13 protein-coding genes are annotated in these 15,158 nt (G+C 62.5%); 6 read left to right on the top strand and 7 right to left on the bottom strand.

The genetic code is table 11. The features are described 5' to 3' along the window. Positions 1 to 47: 47 nt before the first annotated feature. On the bottom strand, positions 48 to 1,283 hold the full coding sequence (locus tag JLC71_RS04965; protein WP_236250986.1) for a PQQ-dependent sugar dehydrogenase: 1,236 nt from the start codon (positions 1,281 to 1,283) through the stop codon (positions 48 to 50). Between the two features lie 47 nt (positions 1,284 to 1,330). On the opposite strand from JLC71_RS04965, the gene JLC71_RS04970 reads away from it, so the two are divergent. Continuing rightward, the gene (locus tag JLC71_RS04970; RefSeq protein ID WP_200917647.1) at positions 1,331 to 2,140 is read left to right on the top strand and encodes a Mut7-C RNAse domain-containing protein; all 810 of its coding nucleotides are present in this window, start codon (positions 1,331 to 1,333) and stop codon (positions 2,138 to 2,140) included. Position 2,141: 1 nt separating this feature from the next. After that, positions 2,142 to 2,969 carry a DMT family transporter gene (locus tag JLC71_RS04975; protein ID WP_200917649.1) on the top strand — a complete coding sequence of 276 codons (828 nt, stop codon included), beginning with the start codon at positions 2,142 to 2,144 and terminating at the stop codon, positions 2,967 to 2,969. 2 nt (positions 2,970 to 2,971) lie between these two features. Here the strand turns inward: JLC71_RS04975 and acnA are convergent, their stop codons facing one another. The 3 genes from acnA to JLC71_RS04990 all read right to left on the bottom strand — a co-directional run bounded on the left by acnA (position 2,972) and on the right by JLC71_RS04990 (position 7,146). Further along, entirely contained in the window at positions 2,972 to 5,782 is a 2,811-nt protein-coding gene (gene acnA, locus JLC71_RS04980) for an aconitate hydratase AcnA (protein ID WP_200917651.1), read from the bottom strand. A gap of 123 nt (positions 5,783 to 5,905) precedes the next feature. Next, complete coding sequence (locus tag JLC71_RS04985) at positions 5,906 to 6,226, bottom strand: hypothetical protein (RefSeq protein ID WP_200917653.1); 321 nt, start codon at positions 6,224 to 6,226, stop codon at positions 5,906 to 5,908. Further along, positions 6,223 to 7,146 carry a transcriptional regulator GcvA gene (locus tag JLC71_RS04990; protein ID WP_200917655.1) on the bottom strand — a complete coding sequence of 308 codons (924 nt, stop codon included), beginning with the start codon at positions 7,144 to 7,146 and terminating at the stop codon, positions 6,223 to 6,225. The genes JLC71_RS04985 and JLC71_RS04990 overlap by 4 nt, the downstream gene beginning before the upstream one ends. A 167-nt stretch (positions 7,147 to 7,313) precedes the next feature. Between JLC71_RS04990 and acnB the strand changes: the two genes are divergently transcribed. Continuing rightward, positions 7,314 to 9,899 carry a bifunctional aconitate hydratase 2/2-methylisocitrate dehydratase gene (gene acnB / locus JLC71_RS04995; protein WP_200917657.1) on the top strand — a complete coding sequence of 862 codons (2,586 nt, stop codon included), beginning with the start codon at positions 7,314 to 7,316 and terminating at the stop codon, positions 9,897 to 9,899. A gap of 52 nt (positions 9,900 to 9,951) precedes the next feature. Here acnB and JLC71_RS05000 read toward each other — a convergent pair whose 3' ends face one another. After that, positions 9,952 to 10,443 carry a HugZ family pyridoxamine 5'-phosphate oxidase gene (locus JLC71_RS05000; protein WP_200917659.1) on the bottom strand — a complete coding sequence of 164 codons (492 nt, stop codon included), beginning with the start codon at positions 10,441 to 10,443 and terminating at the stop codon, positions 9,952 to 9,954. A 60-nt stretch (positions 10,444 to 10,503) separates the two neighbouring features. Next, the gene (locus tag JLC71_RS05005; RefSeq protein ID WP_200917661.1) at positions 10,504 to 10,989 is read right to left on the bottom strand and encodes a DUF3291 domain-containing protein; all 486 of its coding nucleotides are present in this window, start codon (positions 10,987 to 10,989) and stop codon (positions 10,504 to 10,506) included. Positions 10,990 to 11,179: 190 nt separating this feature from the next. Here JLC71_RS05005 and trhO point away from each other — a divergent pair, with 190 nt between their 5' ends. Next, on the top strand, positions 11,180 to 12,127 hold the full coding sequence (gene trhO / locus JLC71_RS05010) for an oxygen-dependent tRNA uridine(34) hydroxylase TrhO (RefSeq protein WP_200917663.1): 948 nt from the start codon (positions 11,180 to 11,182) through the stop codon (positions 12,125 to 12,127). Positions 12,128 to 12,201: 74 nt separating this feature from the next. On the opposite strand, the gene JLC71_RS05015 is transcribed toward trhO, so the two are convergent. Beyond that, positions 12,202 to 12,663 (bottom strand): YehS family protein, encoded by a 462-nt coding sequence (locus tag JLC71_RS05015; RefSeq protein ID WP_200917665.1) that lies wholly within the window; start codon positions 12,661 to 12,663, stop codon positions 12,202 to 12,204. A 406-nt stretch (positions 12,664 to 13,069) separates the two neighbouring features. Here JLC71_RS05015 and JLC71_RS05020 point away from each other — a divergent pair, with 406 nt between their 5' ends. Both JLC71_RS05020 and JLC71_RS05025 read left to right on the top strand, forming a co-directional pair. Then, positions 13,070 to 14,146: an aromatic ring-hydroxylating oxygenase subunit alpha gene (locus JLC71_RS05020; protein ID WP_236250987.1), complete on the top strand. Its 1,077-nt coding sequence runs from the start codon at positions 13,070 to 13,072 to the stop codon at positions 14,144 to 14,146. Between the two features lie 104 nt (positions 14,147 to 14,250). Continuing rightward, complete coding sequence (locus JLC71_RS05025; RefSeq protein ID WP_236250988.1) at positions 14,251 to 15,147, top strand: DMT family transporter; 897 nt, start codon at positions 14,251 to 14,253, stop codon at positions 15,145 to 15,147. Positions 15,148 to 15,158 lie beyond the last annotated feature (11 nt).

Below are 15,158 nucleotides of genomic sequence, written 5' to 3' on the forward strand. Positions count from 1 at the left end.
CAGCTTAGGTCTGCGCGCCAGCGTGGCCAATACGTACCGGCAAGCGGTCAACGCGGTACCAGTTTGAGAATGGCGCCATCCTCCTCGTCGCTCAGCAGGTAGAGCCAGCCGTCCGGTCCCTGGCGAACGTCGCGGATGCGCCGCTTTTCGTTCTGCAGCAGCCGCTCTTCGGCAACGACCTTGTCGCCGGACAGCGTCAGCCGGACCAGCATCGTGTCCTTGAGTGCGCCGATAAAGACGCTGCCGGCCCAGCCCGGATAGCGCGTGCCGGTATGGAACGCCATCCCCGATGGCGCGATCGACGGATCCCAATGGTAGACGGGTTGTTCCATCCCGGCCTTGGCCGTACCTTCGCCGATCTTGAAACCGCTGTAGTCGCGACCGTAGGTGATCACCGGCCAGCCGAAATTACCGCTCGCTTGCGGGATGTTGATCTCGTCGCCACCGCGCGCGCCGTGTTCGACCGTCCACAGCCGGCCGCTGGCGGGATTGATCGCCGCGCCCTGCGGGTTGCGATGGCCGTAGCTCCAGATTTCCGCTAGCGCATCCTTGCGGTCGCGAAACGGGTTGTCGATGGGAACGCTGCCGTCGGTATTGATGCGAACGACCTTGCCCAGATGGCTGCCGAGATCCTGCGCGCGGTCGCGTTGGTAGCGTTCGCCCAGCGTAATGAACAGCGTGCCGTCTCGGGCGAAGACCAGGCGCGAACCGAAATGCGCGCCACCGTGGACCTTGGGTCGCTGGCGGAAAACCACCCGCAGTTCGTCCAGCCTGGCCTTGCCGCCGGCTTCGACCAGCTTGCCTCGCGCGACCGCCGTGCCGGCCTTGCCTTCGCGGTCGGCCTCGGCATAGCTCAGGTAGACGAGGCGGTTGTCGGCGAACTTCGGATCGAGAACGACATCGAGCAACCCGCCTTGGCCAGACGCATAGACGCCGGGGACGCCGGCGACGGGGGCCGAGAGTTCGCCGGCGGCCGAGACGATGCGCAAGCGCCCCGGGCGTTCGGTCACGAGCATCCGGCCGTCGGGCAGGAAGGCGAGCCCCCACGGGTGGTCGAGTCCGCGGGCGACGGTCGTCGTGGCCCAGGCGTCGGATACGCCGACCGGTACCGCGGCCCGGATGCCGCCGGTCAGCGCCGCCAGCGTGACGCCGAGCGCGAACAGAAGGTTGCGAGCGCGGCGCGGACAGGACTGGCACAGCGGCGCTCGATGTACGGCCGTCATCTCGCGTTTGACGTTCGGGCGGGATGTCGTCGCCGGGGCCGGTGGGGCTGACTGGACCATGCTGGATTCCGGAGGTTGAACGCCCCAGCATAGCCGGTGGCGCTGCGATGCAGACTTCGTTACTCACCGTTCCGTCGACCGGCGCTGCGACGGAGCAGGCCGGATGCAATACTTGCGGCATGAATACGGTGACCTTCCGCTTCTACGAGGAGCTCAACGACTTTATCGCGCCCGAGCGGCGCAGGCACGATTTCGCCTGCACGCTGGCGCGGGCGGCGACGGCCAAGCACATGATCGAGGCGCTCGGCGTGCCGCATACCGAGGTCGAACTGGTGCTGGTCAACGGCGAGTCGGTCGGCTTCGAGCGGGTGCTCGACGACGGTGACCGGGTCGCGGTCTACCCGAAGTTCGAGTCGCTCGACGTCTCGCCGCTGCTGCGCGTGCGCGAGCGCCCGTTGCGGACGATGCGCTTCGTCGCCGACGCGCATCTCGGCGGGCTGGCGCGGCTGCTGCGCATGGCCGGTTTCGATACGCTATACGACAACCACTTTGCCGACGACGAAATAGAGCGGCTTGCCGCAGTCGAACAACGCATCGTGCTGACGCGGGACCGGGAACTGCTCAAGCGGCGCACGATCACCCACGGCTGTTACGTGCATGCGCTCAAGCCGCCGCAGCAGCTGCGCGAGATCGTCGATCGACTTGATCTGGCCGGCAGCGTCCGGCCGTTTACGCGGTGCATGCACTGTAACGCACCGCTGCACCGGATTGCCAAGGATCTGGTGTTTGAGCGCCTGCCGCCGGCGGTGCGCGAACAGCACACGCGCTTCAGTACCTGCGACGTGTGCCGGCGCGTTTACTGGGAGGGCTCGCACTGGCAGCGGATGCGAGCGCTGCTTGAAACGCTGGTGCACTGATATGGCGGGCCGGGTTGCCGCCCTGACCGCACTGGCGATGCTGGCCTTCGCCGGCAACTCGATCCTGTGTCGGCTGGCGCTGCGCGCCACCTCGATCGACGCGGCCAGCTTCACCATGATCCGTCTTGTGTCCGGCGCGCTGGTGCTCTGGCTGATCGTCGTGATTCGCGGCGGCAGGGCGGCGGGTAACTGGCGATCGGCGCTGGCGCTGCTGGCCTACGCGGCCATGTTCTCGTTCGCGTATCTGGGTCTGGCCGCGGCCACCGGTGCATTGCTGCTGTTTGCTACGGTGCAGGCGACGATGGTCGGCGTCGGCGTGTGGGGTGGTGAGCGGATGAACGGCGGACAGTGTGCCGGGCTCGCCATTGCGATGGGCGGGCTCGTCGTGCTGCTGTTGCCGGGGCTGTCGGCGCCGCCGCCGCTGAGTGCGGCGCTGATGGTTGGCGCTGGCATGGCTTGGGGCGTTTACTCGCTGCGCGGTCGGGGTTCGACCGATCCGCTCGGCGAGACTGCCGGCAACTTTGCGCGTGCCGTGCCGCTGGCCTTGCCCCTGTTGGCGTGGGCTGTACAGCCGCCGACCGTTGACGGCGTCGTCTACGCGATATTGTCGGGGGCGTTCACCTCGGGTTGCGGTTACGCGATCTGGTATGCGGCGCTGCGCGGCCTGAGCGCCGCCGGCGCCGCGACGGTGCAGCTGAGCGTACCGGTGATCGTCGCCATTGCCGGCGTATTGCTGCTTGGCGAACCGCTGTCGCCGAGGCTGATGCTGGCCTCTGCGGCGATACTCGGCGGCATCGCATTGGTGCTGCGGGCGAAGCGCGCCACCTGAGCTCAGCGCGTCCCCGCCAGCAATTCGCGCAACACATAAGGCAATATCCCGCCGTGCCGGTAGTAATCGACCTCGATCGGCGTGTCGATGCGGCAGCGCGCGGCGACGTCGCGCACCCTGCCGTCGGCGGCGGTGATGCGCAGGGTCAGATCCTGTTGCGGCTTCAGCGCATCGTTCACGCCCAGTACGTCAAAGGTTTCGTCGCCGACGAGCTGCAGTGTTACGGCGCTGTCGTCACCGATGAATTGCAAAGGCAACACGCCCATGCCGACGAGGTTGGAGCGATGAATGCGCTCGAAGCTTTTGGCGACGACCGCCTTGACGCCGAGCAGCTGCGTGCCCTTGGCCGCCCAGTCCCGGCTCGATCCGGTGCCGTACTCCTCGCCGGCAAACACCATCGTCGGCGTGCCGCGGGCGATGTGCGCCTGCGCCGCTTCGTAAACCGTTGTTTGCGCACCGTCGAGCAGGGTGAAGCCGCCCTCGATCCGGCTGCCGTCGGGCTTGGCCGCCAGCATCAGGTTCTTGATCCGCACATTGGCGAAGGTGCCGCGAATCATGATGTCGTGGTTGCCGCGCCGGCTGCCGTAACTGTTGAAGTCGGTGCGCTGCACGCCATGCGCGACCAGGAATTGCCCGGCCGGGGTTTTCTCGGCGAACGAACCCGCCGGGCTGATGTGATCGGTGGTGACCGAATCGCCCAGAATCAGCAGCGCCTTGGCGCCGTGGATATCGTCGACATGGCCGGGCTGCATGGCGAAATCGTCGAAGAACGGGGGTTGGGCGATGTACGTCGATGTTGGCCACGAGTAGACCTGGCCGCTTGGCGCCGGGATGGCATTCCACAGGTCGAGATCCTTGGTGAAATCGGCGTACAGGCGACGGAATACCTCGGGGTCGAGCGCGGTCGGCAGCAGGGTGGCGATCTCGTCGGATGACGGCCAGATGTCGCTCAGATAGATCGGTTCGCCCTCAATGCCGGTGCCGAGCGGTTCCGTGTCGAGGTCGATGTTGACCCGTCCGGCGATGGCGAACGCGACGACCAGTGGCGGGCTGGCGAGGTAGTTGGCACGGATGTTCGGATGGATGCGCGCCTCGAAATTGCGGTTGCCCGATAGCACTGCGGCGGCGATGACGTCGTTCTCGGCGATCGCCGCGTTGAGTTCCGGCGTCAGGTCGCCGGAGTTGCCGATACAGGTGGTGCAGCCATAGCCGGCCAGGGCAAAACCCAGTTGCGCCAGTGGATCGAGCAGGCCGGTTTTCTCCAGATATTCGGTGACGACGCGCGACCCCGGCGCCAGACTGGTCTTGATGTGTGGCTTGACGCGCAAGCCCTTGGCGACGGCATTTCTGGCCAGCAGTCCGGCCGCCAGCAGCACGCCGGGGTTCGAGGTATTGGTGCAACTGGTGATCGCCGCGATCAACACGTCGCCATGGCCCAGATCGATGCCGCTGTCGTGGCGCTCGTCGAGGTGGCCGGGGGCGGGTCGGTTGTCGGCCATTTCAATGACGTTGCGCGTCAGGCCGGAGCTGTCCAGTCGCTGGTTGTCGACGGTGCCGCAACTGCTGGCTTGCTCGACCGGTACGCGGGTATGCAGTTCGGCGGCGGGCTTGCCGAAGCCGTTTTCGGCGACGGGCTTGGAGAACAGCGCGTCAAATGTTTCGCGCATCGCCGGCAGCGCAATCCGGTCTTGCGGGCGCTTCGGTCCGGCCAGGCTGGGGACGATGCTGGCAAGGTCGAGCGTCAGCGTCTTGGAGTAATCGATCTCGCCGGCCTTGGGGACGCCGAACAGCTGCTGCGCCCTGAAGTAGGCCTCAAACGCTTCGATTTCGCGATCGAGCCGGCCGGTGCCTTTCAGGTAGAGGATGGTCTTGTCGTCGACCGGAAAGAAGCCCATCGTCGCGCCGTATTCGGGCGCCATGTTGGCGATGGTGGCGCGGTCGGTTACCGACAGGCTGGCGGTGCCTGCACCGAAGAATTCGACGAACTTGCCGACGACTTTTTCGCGCCGCAGCAGCTCGGTCACCGTCAGCACCAGATCGGTCGCGGTCACGCCTTCGCGCAGCTTGCCCTGGAGTTCGACGCCGACGACGTCGGGCGTGAGGAAGTACACCGGTTGGCCGAGCATGCCGGCCTCGGCCTCGATGCCGCCGACGCCCCAGCCAACGACGCCGACGGCGTTGATCATCGTCGTGTGGCTATCGGTGCCGACCAGCGTATCGGGGAAAGCAAGGCCATCGCGGATCTGTACGCCACGGAACAGGTACTCAAGATTGACCTGATGGACGATGCCGATGCCCGGCGGCACCACCTTGAAGGTGTCGAAGGCCTGCATCCCCCACTTCATGAACTGGTAACGCTCGCGGTTGCGGCTGAATTCCAGTTCCATATTCCTTTGCAGCGCGTCGGGCTGGCCGAACACGTCGACCTGCACCGAGTGATCCACGACCAGATCGACCGGCACCAGCGGCTCGATCAGCTTGGGGTTCTTGCCGAGCTTTTCCGTCGCCGTACGCATCGCCGCCAGATCGGCCAGCAGCGGCACGCCGGTGAAGTCCTGCAGCACCACGCGGGCGACGATGAAGGGGATTTCATCGACGCGTTCGCCCTGTGGCTGCCAGTTCGCGAGCTGCCGGACATGCGCTTCGGTGACCTTTTTGCCGTCGCAATTGCGCAGCACCGATTCGAGCACCAGCCGGATCGACACCGGCAGCCGCGACACCGGGCCGATGCCGGCGGCTTCGAGCGCCGGCAGGCTGTAGTACGACAGGGTTTCGCCGCCAGTCAGGGTAAGCAACTTCAGCGTGTGCGGCATGGCGGAGCTCCGTCTGCAGGGTCGATAAATAGTCCGACCACGCGCCGGCCCGGCCGTTCACGTGGCAGCACTCATCTTTGCAGATCGGGGCGCCGAGGCGCGGGTACGCCGCCCGGCGGCGGCTCAGGGGTGGCGAGGCGGGCCGGGTGGCAGATAAGGGAGCGCCGCCTGCAGCGCCGGGATGCTCAGCACGACCCACAGCGCGGTCAGTCCGGCCAGCCAGAGCCAGTAGCGCTTGAGTGTGAACAGCCAGAGTGCCCAGGCCAGGGCGCTGACCATCAGCGGTAGAAACTGCAGCAATAGCGAGAGCTCTTTGTAATATCTGGGCAGCCGCGGATTCATGTGGCCGACGCCGAGGACGAAGGCCGCGAAGCCATAGACGCCGTATCCGACGGTAAGTCCGGCGATCACGATGCCCAAACGTACCCAGATTCGATGCTTCATCGCACCTCCACGGATGATCCGGTACCGAGGCCCTTGAGTCCTTCGGCCGAGCGTTCGAGCCACTGGCAGAACGCCGCAATGGTCGGGTCGTTCAGCGCCGTGCGCGGCGCAATCCAGCAGTAGCCACGCACCGGCACCGTTGGGCCCGGCAGCGGGGCGATCAGGCTGCCGTTTTCAAGCTCGGTCTGCATCATCGGCATCGGCCCGAGCGTGACACCGAGACCGTCCATCGCGGCCTGCAGCGCCAGGTAAAAATGATCGAACTGTTGCGTCGCCGCTGGCTTGAGGTCGGGAACGCCGGCGAGTGTGAACCAGCGCTGCCACGCGGTCGGGCGGGTATCGGCGTACAGCAGCGTGTGCTTGGCCAGATCGGCCGGCGTGGTAATCGGCAGGCGCTCCAGTAGCTTGGGGCTGCACAGCGGCAGTTCCCATTCATCCAGAAACGGTTTGCTCACATAGCCGGGCCAATCGCCGGGGCCGCGGCGGATGGCGATGTCGAACGGGGTGTCTAGCCGGCTGATGTCACGATCCGAGGTCATCAATCGCAGCTCGACGTCGGGGTGTTCACGCTGGAACTGCGCCAGATGCGGCAGCAGCCAGTACATCGCCAGCGTCGGCGTCGAATTGATCACCAGCCGGCGTTGGCGGTTCGGTTGCATCAGCTGTTGCGTGGCGTTGGCAATGATGTCAAAGCCATCCTGTACCTGCACCAGATAGCGCCAGCCGGCATCATTGAGTTTGACCCGGCCGCCGCTGCGCTCGAACAGCTGCACCGACAGCCATTCTTCCAGTTGCTTGATCTGCTTGCTCACAGCGCCATGGGTAACGAACAGCTCGTTTGCGGCGGCGGAGAAGCTTTCCAGCCGGGCAGCGGCTTCAAAAATGCGCAGGGCATTCAGCGGGGGGAGGGTCTGGCTCATGATGTGAGTATATCTCACAGTCCATGTGGCGATTACTCGTTTGTGCCGCGCGCGCCGGCGCGTTACCCTCGCATCCAAATCCCCGGTTTCCGTTTGCACGCAGCAAGCGGTGGCCGGCGGAGTCGATACGGACGAGACGTCTGATACACAACCGCAAAGGTCACCCCATGCTTGAAGCCTATCGCCAGCACGTTGCAGAGCGCGCCGCTCTTGGTATTCCGCCACTCGCACTGACCGCCCAACAGGTCGTTGATCTGGTGGCGCTGCTGCAAAATCCGCCCGCGGGCGAAGAAGAGTTCCTGGTTGATCTGATCACCAACCGTGTTCCGCCGGGCGTTGATGATGCCGCCAAGGTCAAGGCCGCCTTCCTCGCTGCCGTCGCCGCTGGCAAAGACACCTGTAAGCTGATCAGCCGTGCCAAGGCGGTCGAGCTGCTCGGCACCATGCTCGGTGGTTTCAACATCAAGCCGATGATCGACCTGCTGGGCGATGCCGAAGTCGGCACCGTCGCCGCCGAAGGCCTGAAGAAAACCCTGCTGATGTTCGATTACTTCCACGACGTGAAGGAATTGGCCGACGCAGGCAACGCCAATGCCAAGGGCGTGATCGAATCGTGGGCGAATGCCGAGTGGTTCACCAGCCGCCCGGAAGTGCCGCAATCGGTGACGCTGACCGTGTTCAAGGTCACCGGCGAAACCAACACCGACGACCTGTCGCCGGCGCCGGATGCCTGGTCGCGCCCGGATATTCCGTTGCACGCGCTGGCGATGCTGAAGAACGCCCGTCCCGGCATCACGCCGGAAGAAGACGGCAAGCGCGGCCCGATCCAGTTCATCGAAGATCTGGCCAAGAAGGGCCATGCGATTGCCTACGTCGGTGACGTGGTCGGTACCGGTTCGTCGCGCAAGTCGGCTACCAACTCGGTGTTGTGGTGGACCGGTGACGACATCCCCTTCGTGCCGAACAAGCGCTTTGGCGGCTACTGCCTCGGTGGCAAGATCGCGCCGATCTTCTTCAACACCCAGGAAGACTCGGGCGCGCTGCCGATCGAAGTCGATGTCACCAAGCTCGACATGGGCGACGTGATCGAGCTGTTGCCGTACGAAGGCAAGGTCAAGAAGAACGGCGAAGTGGTTTCCGAATTCAAGGTCAAGTCCGACGTGCTGTTCGACGAAGTGCGCGCGGGTGGCCGTATCAACCTGATCATCGGCCGTGGCCTGACCGCCAAGGCGCGTGAATCGCTGGGTCTGCCGGCGTCGACGCTGTTCCGCCTGCCGACACCGCCGGTTGAATCGACCAAGGGCTACACCCAGGCGCAGAAAATGGTCGGCCGCGCCGTCGGCCTGCCGGAAGGCCAGGGCGTGCGTCCGGGCACCTACTGCGAACCGCGCATGACCTCGGTCGGCTCGCAAGACACCACCGGCCCGATGACCCGCGACGAGCTGAAAGACCTGGCTTGCCTCGGTTTCTCTGCCGACCTCGTGATGCAATCGTTCTGCCACACCGCCGCGTATCCGAAGCCGGTCGACGTCAAGACCCACCACGAACTGCCGGAATTCATCCGCAACCGTGGCGGCGTGTCGCTGCGTCCGGGCGACGGCGTGATCCACAGCTGGCTCAACCGCATGCTGCTGCCGGATACCGTCGGCACCGGTGGTGATTCGCACACCCGCTTCCCGATCGGCATCTCCTTCCCGGCCGGTTCGGGTCTGGTTGCCTTCGGCGCCGCCACCGGCGTGATGCCGCTGGACATGCCGGAATCGGTGCTGGTGCGCTTCAAGGGCGAGCTGCAACCGGGTATCACCCTGCGTGACCTCGTCAACGCGATTCCGCTGTACGCGATCAAGGCCGGTCTCTTGACCGTCGCCAAGGCCGGCAAGAAGAACATCTTCTCGGGTCGCATCCTCGAAATCGAAGGTCTGCCGAACCTGAAGGTCGAGCAAGCGTTCGAACTGACCGATGCATCGGCCGAGCGTTCGGCCGCCGGTTGCTCGGTGCGTCTGGATAAGGCACCGATCATCGAGTATTTGAACTCGAACATCGTGCTGCTCAAATCGATGATCACCAACGGCTACGGCGATGCCAAGACGCTGGCTCGCCGCGTCAAGAGCATGGAAGCCTGGCTGGCCAACCCGAACCTGATCGAGCCGGATGCCGATGCCGAGTACGCCGCCGTGATCGACATCGATCTGGCCGACGTCAAGGAGCCGATCCTCGCCTGCCCGAACGACCCGGACGACGTGAAGGTGTTGTCCGAAGTCGCCGGCACCAAGATCGACGAAGTGTTCATCGGTTCGTGCATGACCAACATCGGCCACTTCCGCGCCGCCGGCAAGCTGCTGGAAGGCAAGCGCGACATCCCGGTGAAGCTGTGGATCGCTCCGCCGACCAAGATGGACGCCCAGCAACTGACCGAAGAAGGCTACTACGGTACTTTCGGCAGCGCCGGTGCTCGTACCGAAATGCCGGGCTGCTCGCTGTGCATGGGCAACCAGGCACAAGTGCGCGAAGGCGCAACCGTGGTCTCGACCTCGACCCGCAACTTCCCGAACCGTCTGGGCAAGAACACCAATGTGTTCCTCAGCTCGGCCGAACTCGCCGCGATCGCCTCGCGTCTGGGCCGCATCCCGACCGTTGCCGAGTACATGGCCGACGTGGCCGTGCTCGACTCGAAGTCGAAGGAAGTCTATCGCTACCTCAACTTCAACGAGATCGAGCAGTATCAGAACGAGGCTGACAAAGCGACCGTCTGATATTGGATGGTTGAATCAAAAAAGCCCACCAGGAAATCGGTGGGCTTTTTTGTTAGCGCTGCTTGTCGATCACCACATGGTCGAATTGTGCGCCGTCGATGCTCACATCGAAGGCCTGGCCAAATCCCACCACATAACGGCCCGCGGCCGGCGTCAGCTCGAACAGCGAAAAATCCAGCCCGCGCAGCAGGTCGAGCATCTTTTCGCCGAAGCGCTCGTTGAATAGCGCAAAGACGTCCTCGTGGCCTTTATTGCCCAGATTCGATGCCGCGCACAACCAGCGTGCACGCTCGCGGCCGAACAGGTTGGCGGTGTCGGCTTCATCGGCCAGCAGCATCACATTGGCTTGCCGGCGCTCGTCGATGCACTGGTAATGCTCGGCAAGGCGGCTGATGTAGATGTAGAGCCTGCCGTCCTTGTGTACATAGGGCGCGTAGCTGATGAAGGGCAGGCCGGCTTCATCAAGACAGCTGATCGCCAGCGTCTTGCGGCTGGCAACAAAATCAAGATAGCGCTGCTTGGCGGCGGGGAGATCAATGGCCATGGTGGGTCCGGTTTTTTGAGCTGGCCGTATTGTCGCGCAAGGCCCTGCTTGCCGTGCAAGCTAGTTGTTGGCTGGACAGGGCTGTTGCGCGGTGCCCGCGCTTTCCGGTGCCGAAAAGGTGTTCCGGAAGGTGAATGCGTAGGGGCTGGGGCCGTGCGCGCGCAGATGCGCGAGGCGTTCGGCTGCTTCGGCCGCATCCGGGCGATGTCCGGCCTCCACCCACCACAGCACCACAACCGCTTCGGCCATTTTCGCAAACCAGTCGCGGCGTTGTTTGATGAGCTCGGTATGAACGGTTTTGTACACGTAGTGGTGCAATGCCTCCACATCCTGCCAGATCGACATATTGACGAGAATGTCATCGCCCAGCGGGCGCAGGTCGGTGGCGTCCCCGTCTTCGGTTTGCAGTCGCCAGATGAAACCGGGCGAGCGCTCGGCCAGTGTGTTGATTTCGTCGAGCCGGGCAACAAAGCCAGCCAGTTGCGGCGAATCAAGTGGTGCCAGTAATTGGGCGATATTGAGTTGGGCAAGTTCGTGCGTTGGCATGGATTCGGTCTTTGTGGGTTGGGGTTTTCTCGTATCTTGTGCTTGGTGTCATGCATTTCAATGACTTATCCAGCCTGACGGCTGCATTGATGCGGCATGGGCGATCTCGGGTAAAATTGCGGCCTTGCCCGGCACCTGCGCGGGTTTTACCCGGTCCGTCCTTTACGTGGACGACCGCCTGGAGAATGAGATGTCCCAACAAAACACCCAGCCCATTGTGGTTGCGGCGCTGTACAAGTTCGTCACGCTGAGCGATTACGCCGCGCTGCGCGAACCGCTGCTGCAATGCATGCTCGACAACGACGTGAAAGGCACCTTGCTGCTGGCCGAGGAAGGCATCAACGGCACGGTGTCTGGCACGCGTGCGGCGATTGATGGGCTGCTGGCGTGGTTGAAAAACGATCCGCGCATGGTCGATATCGATCACAAAGAATCGTATTGCGACGAGCAGCCGTTCTACCGTACCAAGGTCAAACTGAAGAAAGAGATCGTCACGCTGGGTGTGCCCGACGTGGATCCGAACAAGCGGGTGGGCACCTATGTCGAGCCGCAAGACTGGAATGCGCTGATTGCCGATCCCGAGGTTCTGGTGATTGATACGCGTAACGATTACGAAGTCGCCATCGGCACCTTCGAGCGCGCCATCGATCCCAAGACCGAGAGCTTTCGCGAGTTCCCCGATTACGTGAAGGCGCACTTCGACCCGGCCAAGCACAAAAAAGTGGCGATGTTCTGCACCGGCGGGATTCGTTGCGAAAAGGCGTCGAGCTATATGCTGGGCGAAGGCTTTGAAGAGGTTTACCACCTCAAGGGCGGCATTCTCAAATACATGGAAACGGTGCCGCAGGAAGAAACCCTGTGGCGCGGCGATTGCTTCGTGTTCGATAACCGCGTCACCGTGCGTCATGATCTGAGCGAGGGCGATTTCGATCTGTGCCACGCCTGCAGGCAGCCCGTTTCGCTGGAAGATCGCCAATCGCCGCATTACGTGGCTGGCATCAGTTGCCCGCATTGCTGGGATAGCCTGAGCGAGAAAACCCGTAGTGGCGCGCGTGAGCGGCAAAAACAGATCGAGCTGGCCAAGGCGCGTAATCAACCCAATCCGCTGGGGCGCAATCCGCGCGATTTGGTCGAATGAGGCTTGATCGCTAGCGCGATAAAAAATGGCCTGACTAAGCGTCAGGCCATTTTTACGTGCAAATTCGCAGGGCGCTAGCCGCGAATGCGCGTCGTCAAACCCTTGAGGAAGTAACGCAGCACCTGATCGCCGCAGTTGCGATAGTTTTTCTGGCCTTCCTTGCGGAACAGTGCGCTCAACTCGGGCTTGGAAATCTCAAAGCCGGCACTGGCCAGGATGGCGTGCATATCGTCTTCCTTCAGCTCGAACGCCACGCGCAGCTTTTTCAGTACGGTGTTGTTCGATACCGGCCAGCTCACTTCCGGTAGCGGACGGTTCTCGTCCCGGCCGCGCTTGAAGATCACCAGTCCATCCAGAAAGTAGGCGAACAGGGCGTTGTCGCAATGGCGATAACCGTCTTCGTCATCTTTCTTCAGATAAGCCTGGATATCTTCTTTCTGCGCTTCATAGCCGGCGAGAGCAACAATCTCGACCAGTTTGGCGTCGCTGAGGTCGAGCATGTAGCGCACGCTGCGCAGTACATCATTGGAGAGCAAATCGGCATCCTTTTGGTAACGAAGGCGCGACGCGGAACTAGCCGGCCGCGCGAATGCCGTCATTTTGCCATTTTGGCCACGGCTTTGCCCGGTGGCGTTACCGACGGCGTCATCCGGCGGCATGATCGGGCGTCCGGTCGCTCGGGCCGGAACTCATCGTCCAGATGGGGCTAAATTTCTAATTTCCCTGGGTTTTTTACTGTTTTTGGCTTGCCTGGCCTCGCATCACAAGGCAAGATTCTGGTCTTTTTTCGGGCCGGGTTCTCATCCGGCATGTGTTGAACTGATGGCTTGCCCACCCATCGTGACCCGGTCACAAAGTGGCGAGACGTCTTAGACCTTCTAGCCCAGGGGGTATGGGATAAACATGACGAATCTGGCTACGGCTGCAGCCCTGCAGCTGGATATGACGACCCAACTGCCGGTGTCGTCCTACTTCGACGACGCCCTTTTCCAGTTAGAGCAGGAACGCCTGTTCGCCCGTGGCCCGAAATATATCGGCCACCAGTTGATGGTCCCTGAAGTCGGCGATTACCACGTACTGGAAATGAGCAGTGGTGCGCAGTACCTCAAACGCACCGACGCGGGGGTCAAATTGCTGTCCAATATCTGCCGGCATCGGCAGGCGACCATGCTGTCCGGTCGTGGCAGCGGAACGCATACGGTCTGCCCCTTGCATCGCTGGACTTACGATCAGCATGGCCAGTTGCTGGGTGCACCGCACTTTCCCGGTAATCCCTGCCTGCATCTGCCCGAAACCGGACTGGTGCAGTGGAACGGCTTGTTGTTCGAGAAAAATGGCCATGATATCGAGGCCGACCTCAAGGATTTGGGTGTCGCCAAGCATCTGGATTTTTCGAACTATGTTTTCCACAGCGTTCAGGTCGATGAGTACGAAGGGAACTGGAAAACCTTTATCGAGGTTTATCTCGAGGACTACCACGTCGAGCCCTTTCACCCCGGTCTGGGCAAGTTCGTGACTTGCGACGATCTGAAGTGGGAGTTCGGCGACTGGCACTCGGTGCAGACCGTCGGCGTCAATAACGCGCTCGCCAAGCCTGGCTCCAAGGTCTACCAGGAGTGGCACAAGCAGGTGCAGGCCTATTACGGCGACAAGGTGCCCGAGCACGGCGCGATCTGGCTGACCTACTACCCGAACGTGATGGTCGAGTGGTATCCGCACACGCTGGTGATTTCGACGTTGATCCCGACCGGGCCACGTCGTTACAAGAACGTGGTCGAGTTCTACTACCCGGAAGACATTGCCTGGTTCGAGCCCGAGTTCGTCGCTGCCGAGCAGGCTGCATATGCCGAGACCGCGGTCGAGGACATCGAGATCATCAATCGCATGGAAGCTGGGCGTACCGCGCTCTACAAGGCGGGTCGCAACGAAGTCGGCCCATACCAAAGTCCGATGGAAGACGGCATGCGCCATTTCCACCAGTTCATCCGTCGCGAATTGGGCGATGCAATCGGCACTTAGGATTTAGCCCAATAGCCATGATCAATTGCAAAGTTGATCATGGCTTTCAAACGCAAAGGCAGCCGCGGGCTGCCTTTCTTTTTTCAATCACCATAAGCCGATCAATGACCTCACCTCTTTGGCAGCGCCTGAAAAATTCCGGCCCATTCTGGATGGTGATCGCCTGCCTCAGCTTTGCCGTGATGGGGGTGTTCGTCAAACTGGGTAGTCACAGTTTCAGCACCGCGGAACTGGTGTTTTACCGTTGCTTTGCCGGTTTTGTCGGCATTTTGCTGATTGCTTTGCCGGCACGTAGTCCATTGCGGGTGTCCTGGCCTTTGCTGCAGGTTCATCTGGGGCGAAGCATCTCGGGTTTTTTATCGCTGATGCTGTATTTTTTCGCGATCAGCCGCTTGCCGCTATCAACAGCAGTGACGCTCAACTACACCTCGCCGCTGTTTCTGATGGTGGTCTCTACCTTGTGGTACCGGCAGTGGCCGATACGCCGGCAGGTGCTGGCTATCCTGTTTGGTTTCGTGGGCGTGATTTTGCTGCTGCGGCCGGCCCTGCATGACAATGAATGGCTGGCCGGCTTGCTGGGCCTCTGTTCGGGTCTGCTGGCCAGTATCGCCTATATGAATGTGCACGAGCTGGGGCGGCGCGGCGAGCCAGAGTGGCGCACGGTGTTCTACTTTTCGCTGGTCTCGTCAATCGGCGCTGGCGTCTGGATGGCGCTGCAGCCGGGGGCGCTGGCACCGCTGACCTTGGATAATCTGTGGGTCGTGCTCGGCATGGGGACCAGCGCCACGATTGCGCAACTGTCGATGACGCGCGCGTACAGCAAGGGCAAGTCGCTGGTGGTCGCCAGTTTGGCTTATCTGACGGTGGTGTTTTCCACCTTGTTTGGCGTGCTTTTATGGGGTGAGCACCTGCCGCCGTCAAGTTATCTGGCGATCGTGCTGATTGCCGCTTGCGGGGTCGTTTCTGCCCGTTTGGGGACACGGCCGCAACGGCCGGGTTAGCGGTATTTTGT

It is taken from the genome of Jeongeupia sp. HS-3, assembly GCF_015140455.1.
Classification (GTDB): domain Bacteria; phylum Pseudomonadota; class Gammaproteobacteria; order Burkholderiales; family Chitinibacteraceae; genus Jeongeupia.

What these genes read in the sequence shown, in the direction of transcription:
- trhO (WP_200917663.1), top strand. Translation starts at nt 11,180, where the DNA reads ATGTCCCAACAAAACACCCAGCCCATTGTGGTTGCGGCGCTGTACAAG.
- JLC71_RS04975 (WP_200917649.1), top strand. Translation starts at nt 2,142, where the DNA reads ATGGCGGGCCGGGTTGCCGCCCTGACCGCACTGGCGATGCTGGCCTTC.
- JLC71_RS05020 (WP_236250987.1), top strand. Translation starts at nt 13,070, where the DNA reads ATGACGACCCAACTGCCGGTGTCGTCCTACTTCGACGACGCCCTTTTC.
- acnA (WP_200917651.1), bottom strand. Translation starts at nt 5,782, where the DNA reads ATGCCGCACACGCTGAAGTTGCTTACCCTGACTGGCGGCGAAACCCTG.
- JLC71_RS05025 (WP_236250988.1), top strand. Translation starts at nt 14,251, where the DNA reads ATGACCTCACCTCTTTGGCAGCGCCTGAAAAATTCCGGCCCATTCTGG.
- acnB (WP_200917657.1), top strand. Translation starts at nt 7,314, where the DNA reads ATGCTTGAAGCCTATCGCCAGCACGTTGCAGAGCGCGCCGCTCTTGGT.
- JLC71_RS04990 (WP_200917655.1), bottom strand. Translation starts at nt 7,146, where the DNA reads ATGAGCCAGACCCTCCCCCCGCTGAATGCCCTGCGCATTTTTGAAGCC.
- JLC71_RS04965 (WP_236250986.1), bottom strand. Translation starts at nt 1,283, where the DNA reads ATGGTCCAGTCAGCCCCACCGGCCCCGGCGACGACATCCCGCCCGAAC.
- JLC71_RS04985 (WP_200917653.1), bottom strand. Translation starts at nt 6,226, where the DNA reads ATGAAGCATCGAATCTGGGTACGTTTGGGCATCGTGATCGCCGGACTT.
- JLC71_RS05005 (WP_200917661.1), bottom strand. Translation starts at nt 10,989, where the DNA reads ATGCCAACGCACGAACTTGCCCAACTCAATATCGCCCAATTACTGGCA.
- JLC71_RS05000 (WP_200917659.1), bottom strand. Translation starts at nt 10,443, where the DNA reads ATGGCCATTGATCTCCCCGCCGCCAAGCAGCGCTATCTTGATTTTGTT.
- JLC71_RS04970 (WP_200917647.1), top strand. Translation starts at nt 1,331, where the DNA reads ATGCAGACTTCGTTACTCACCGTTCCGTCGACCGGCGCTGCGACGGAG.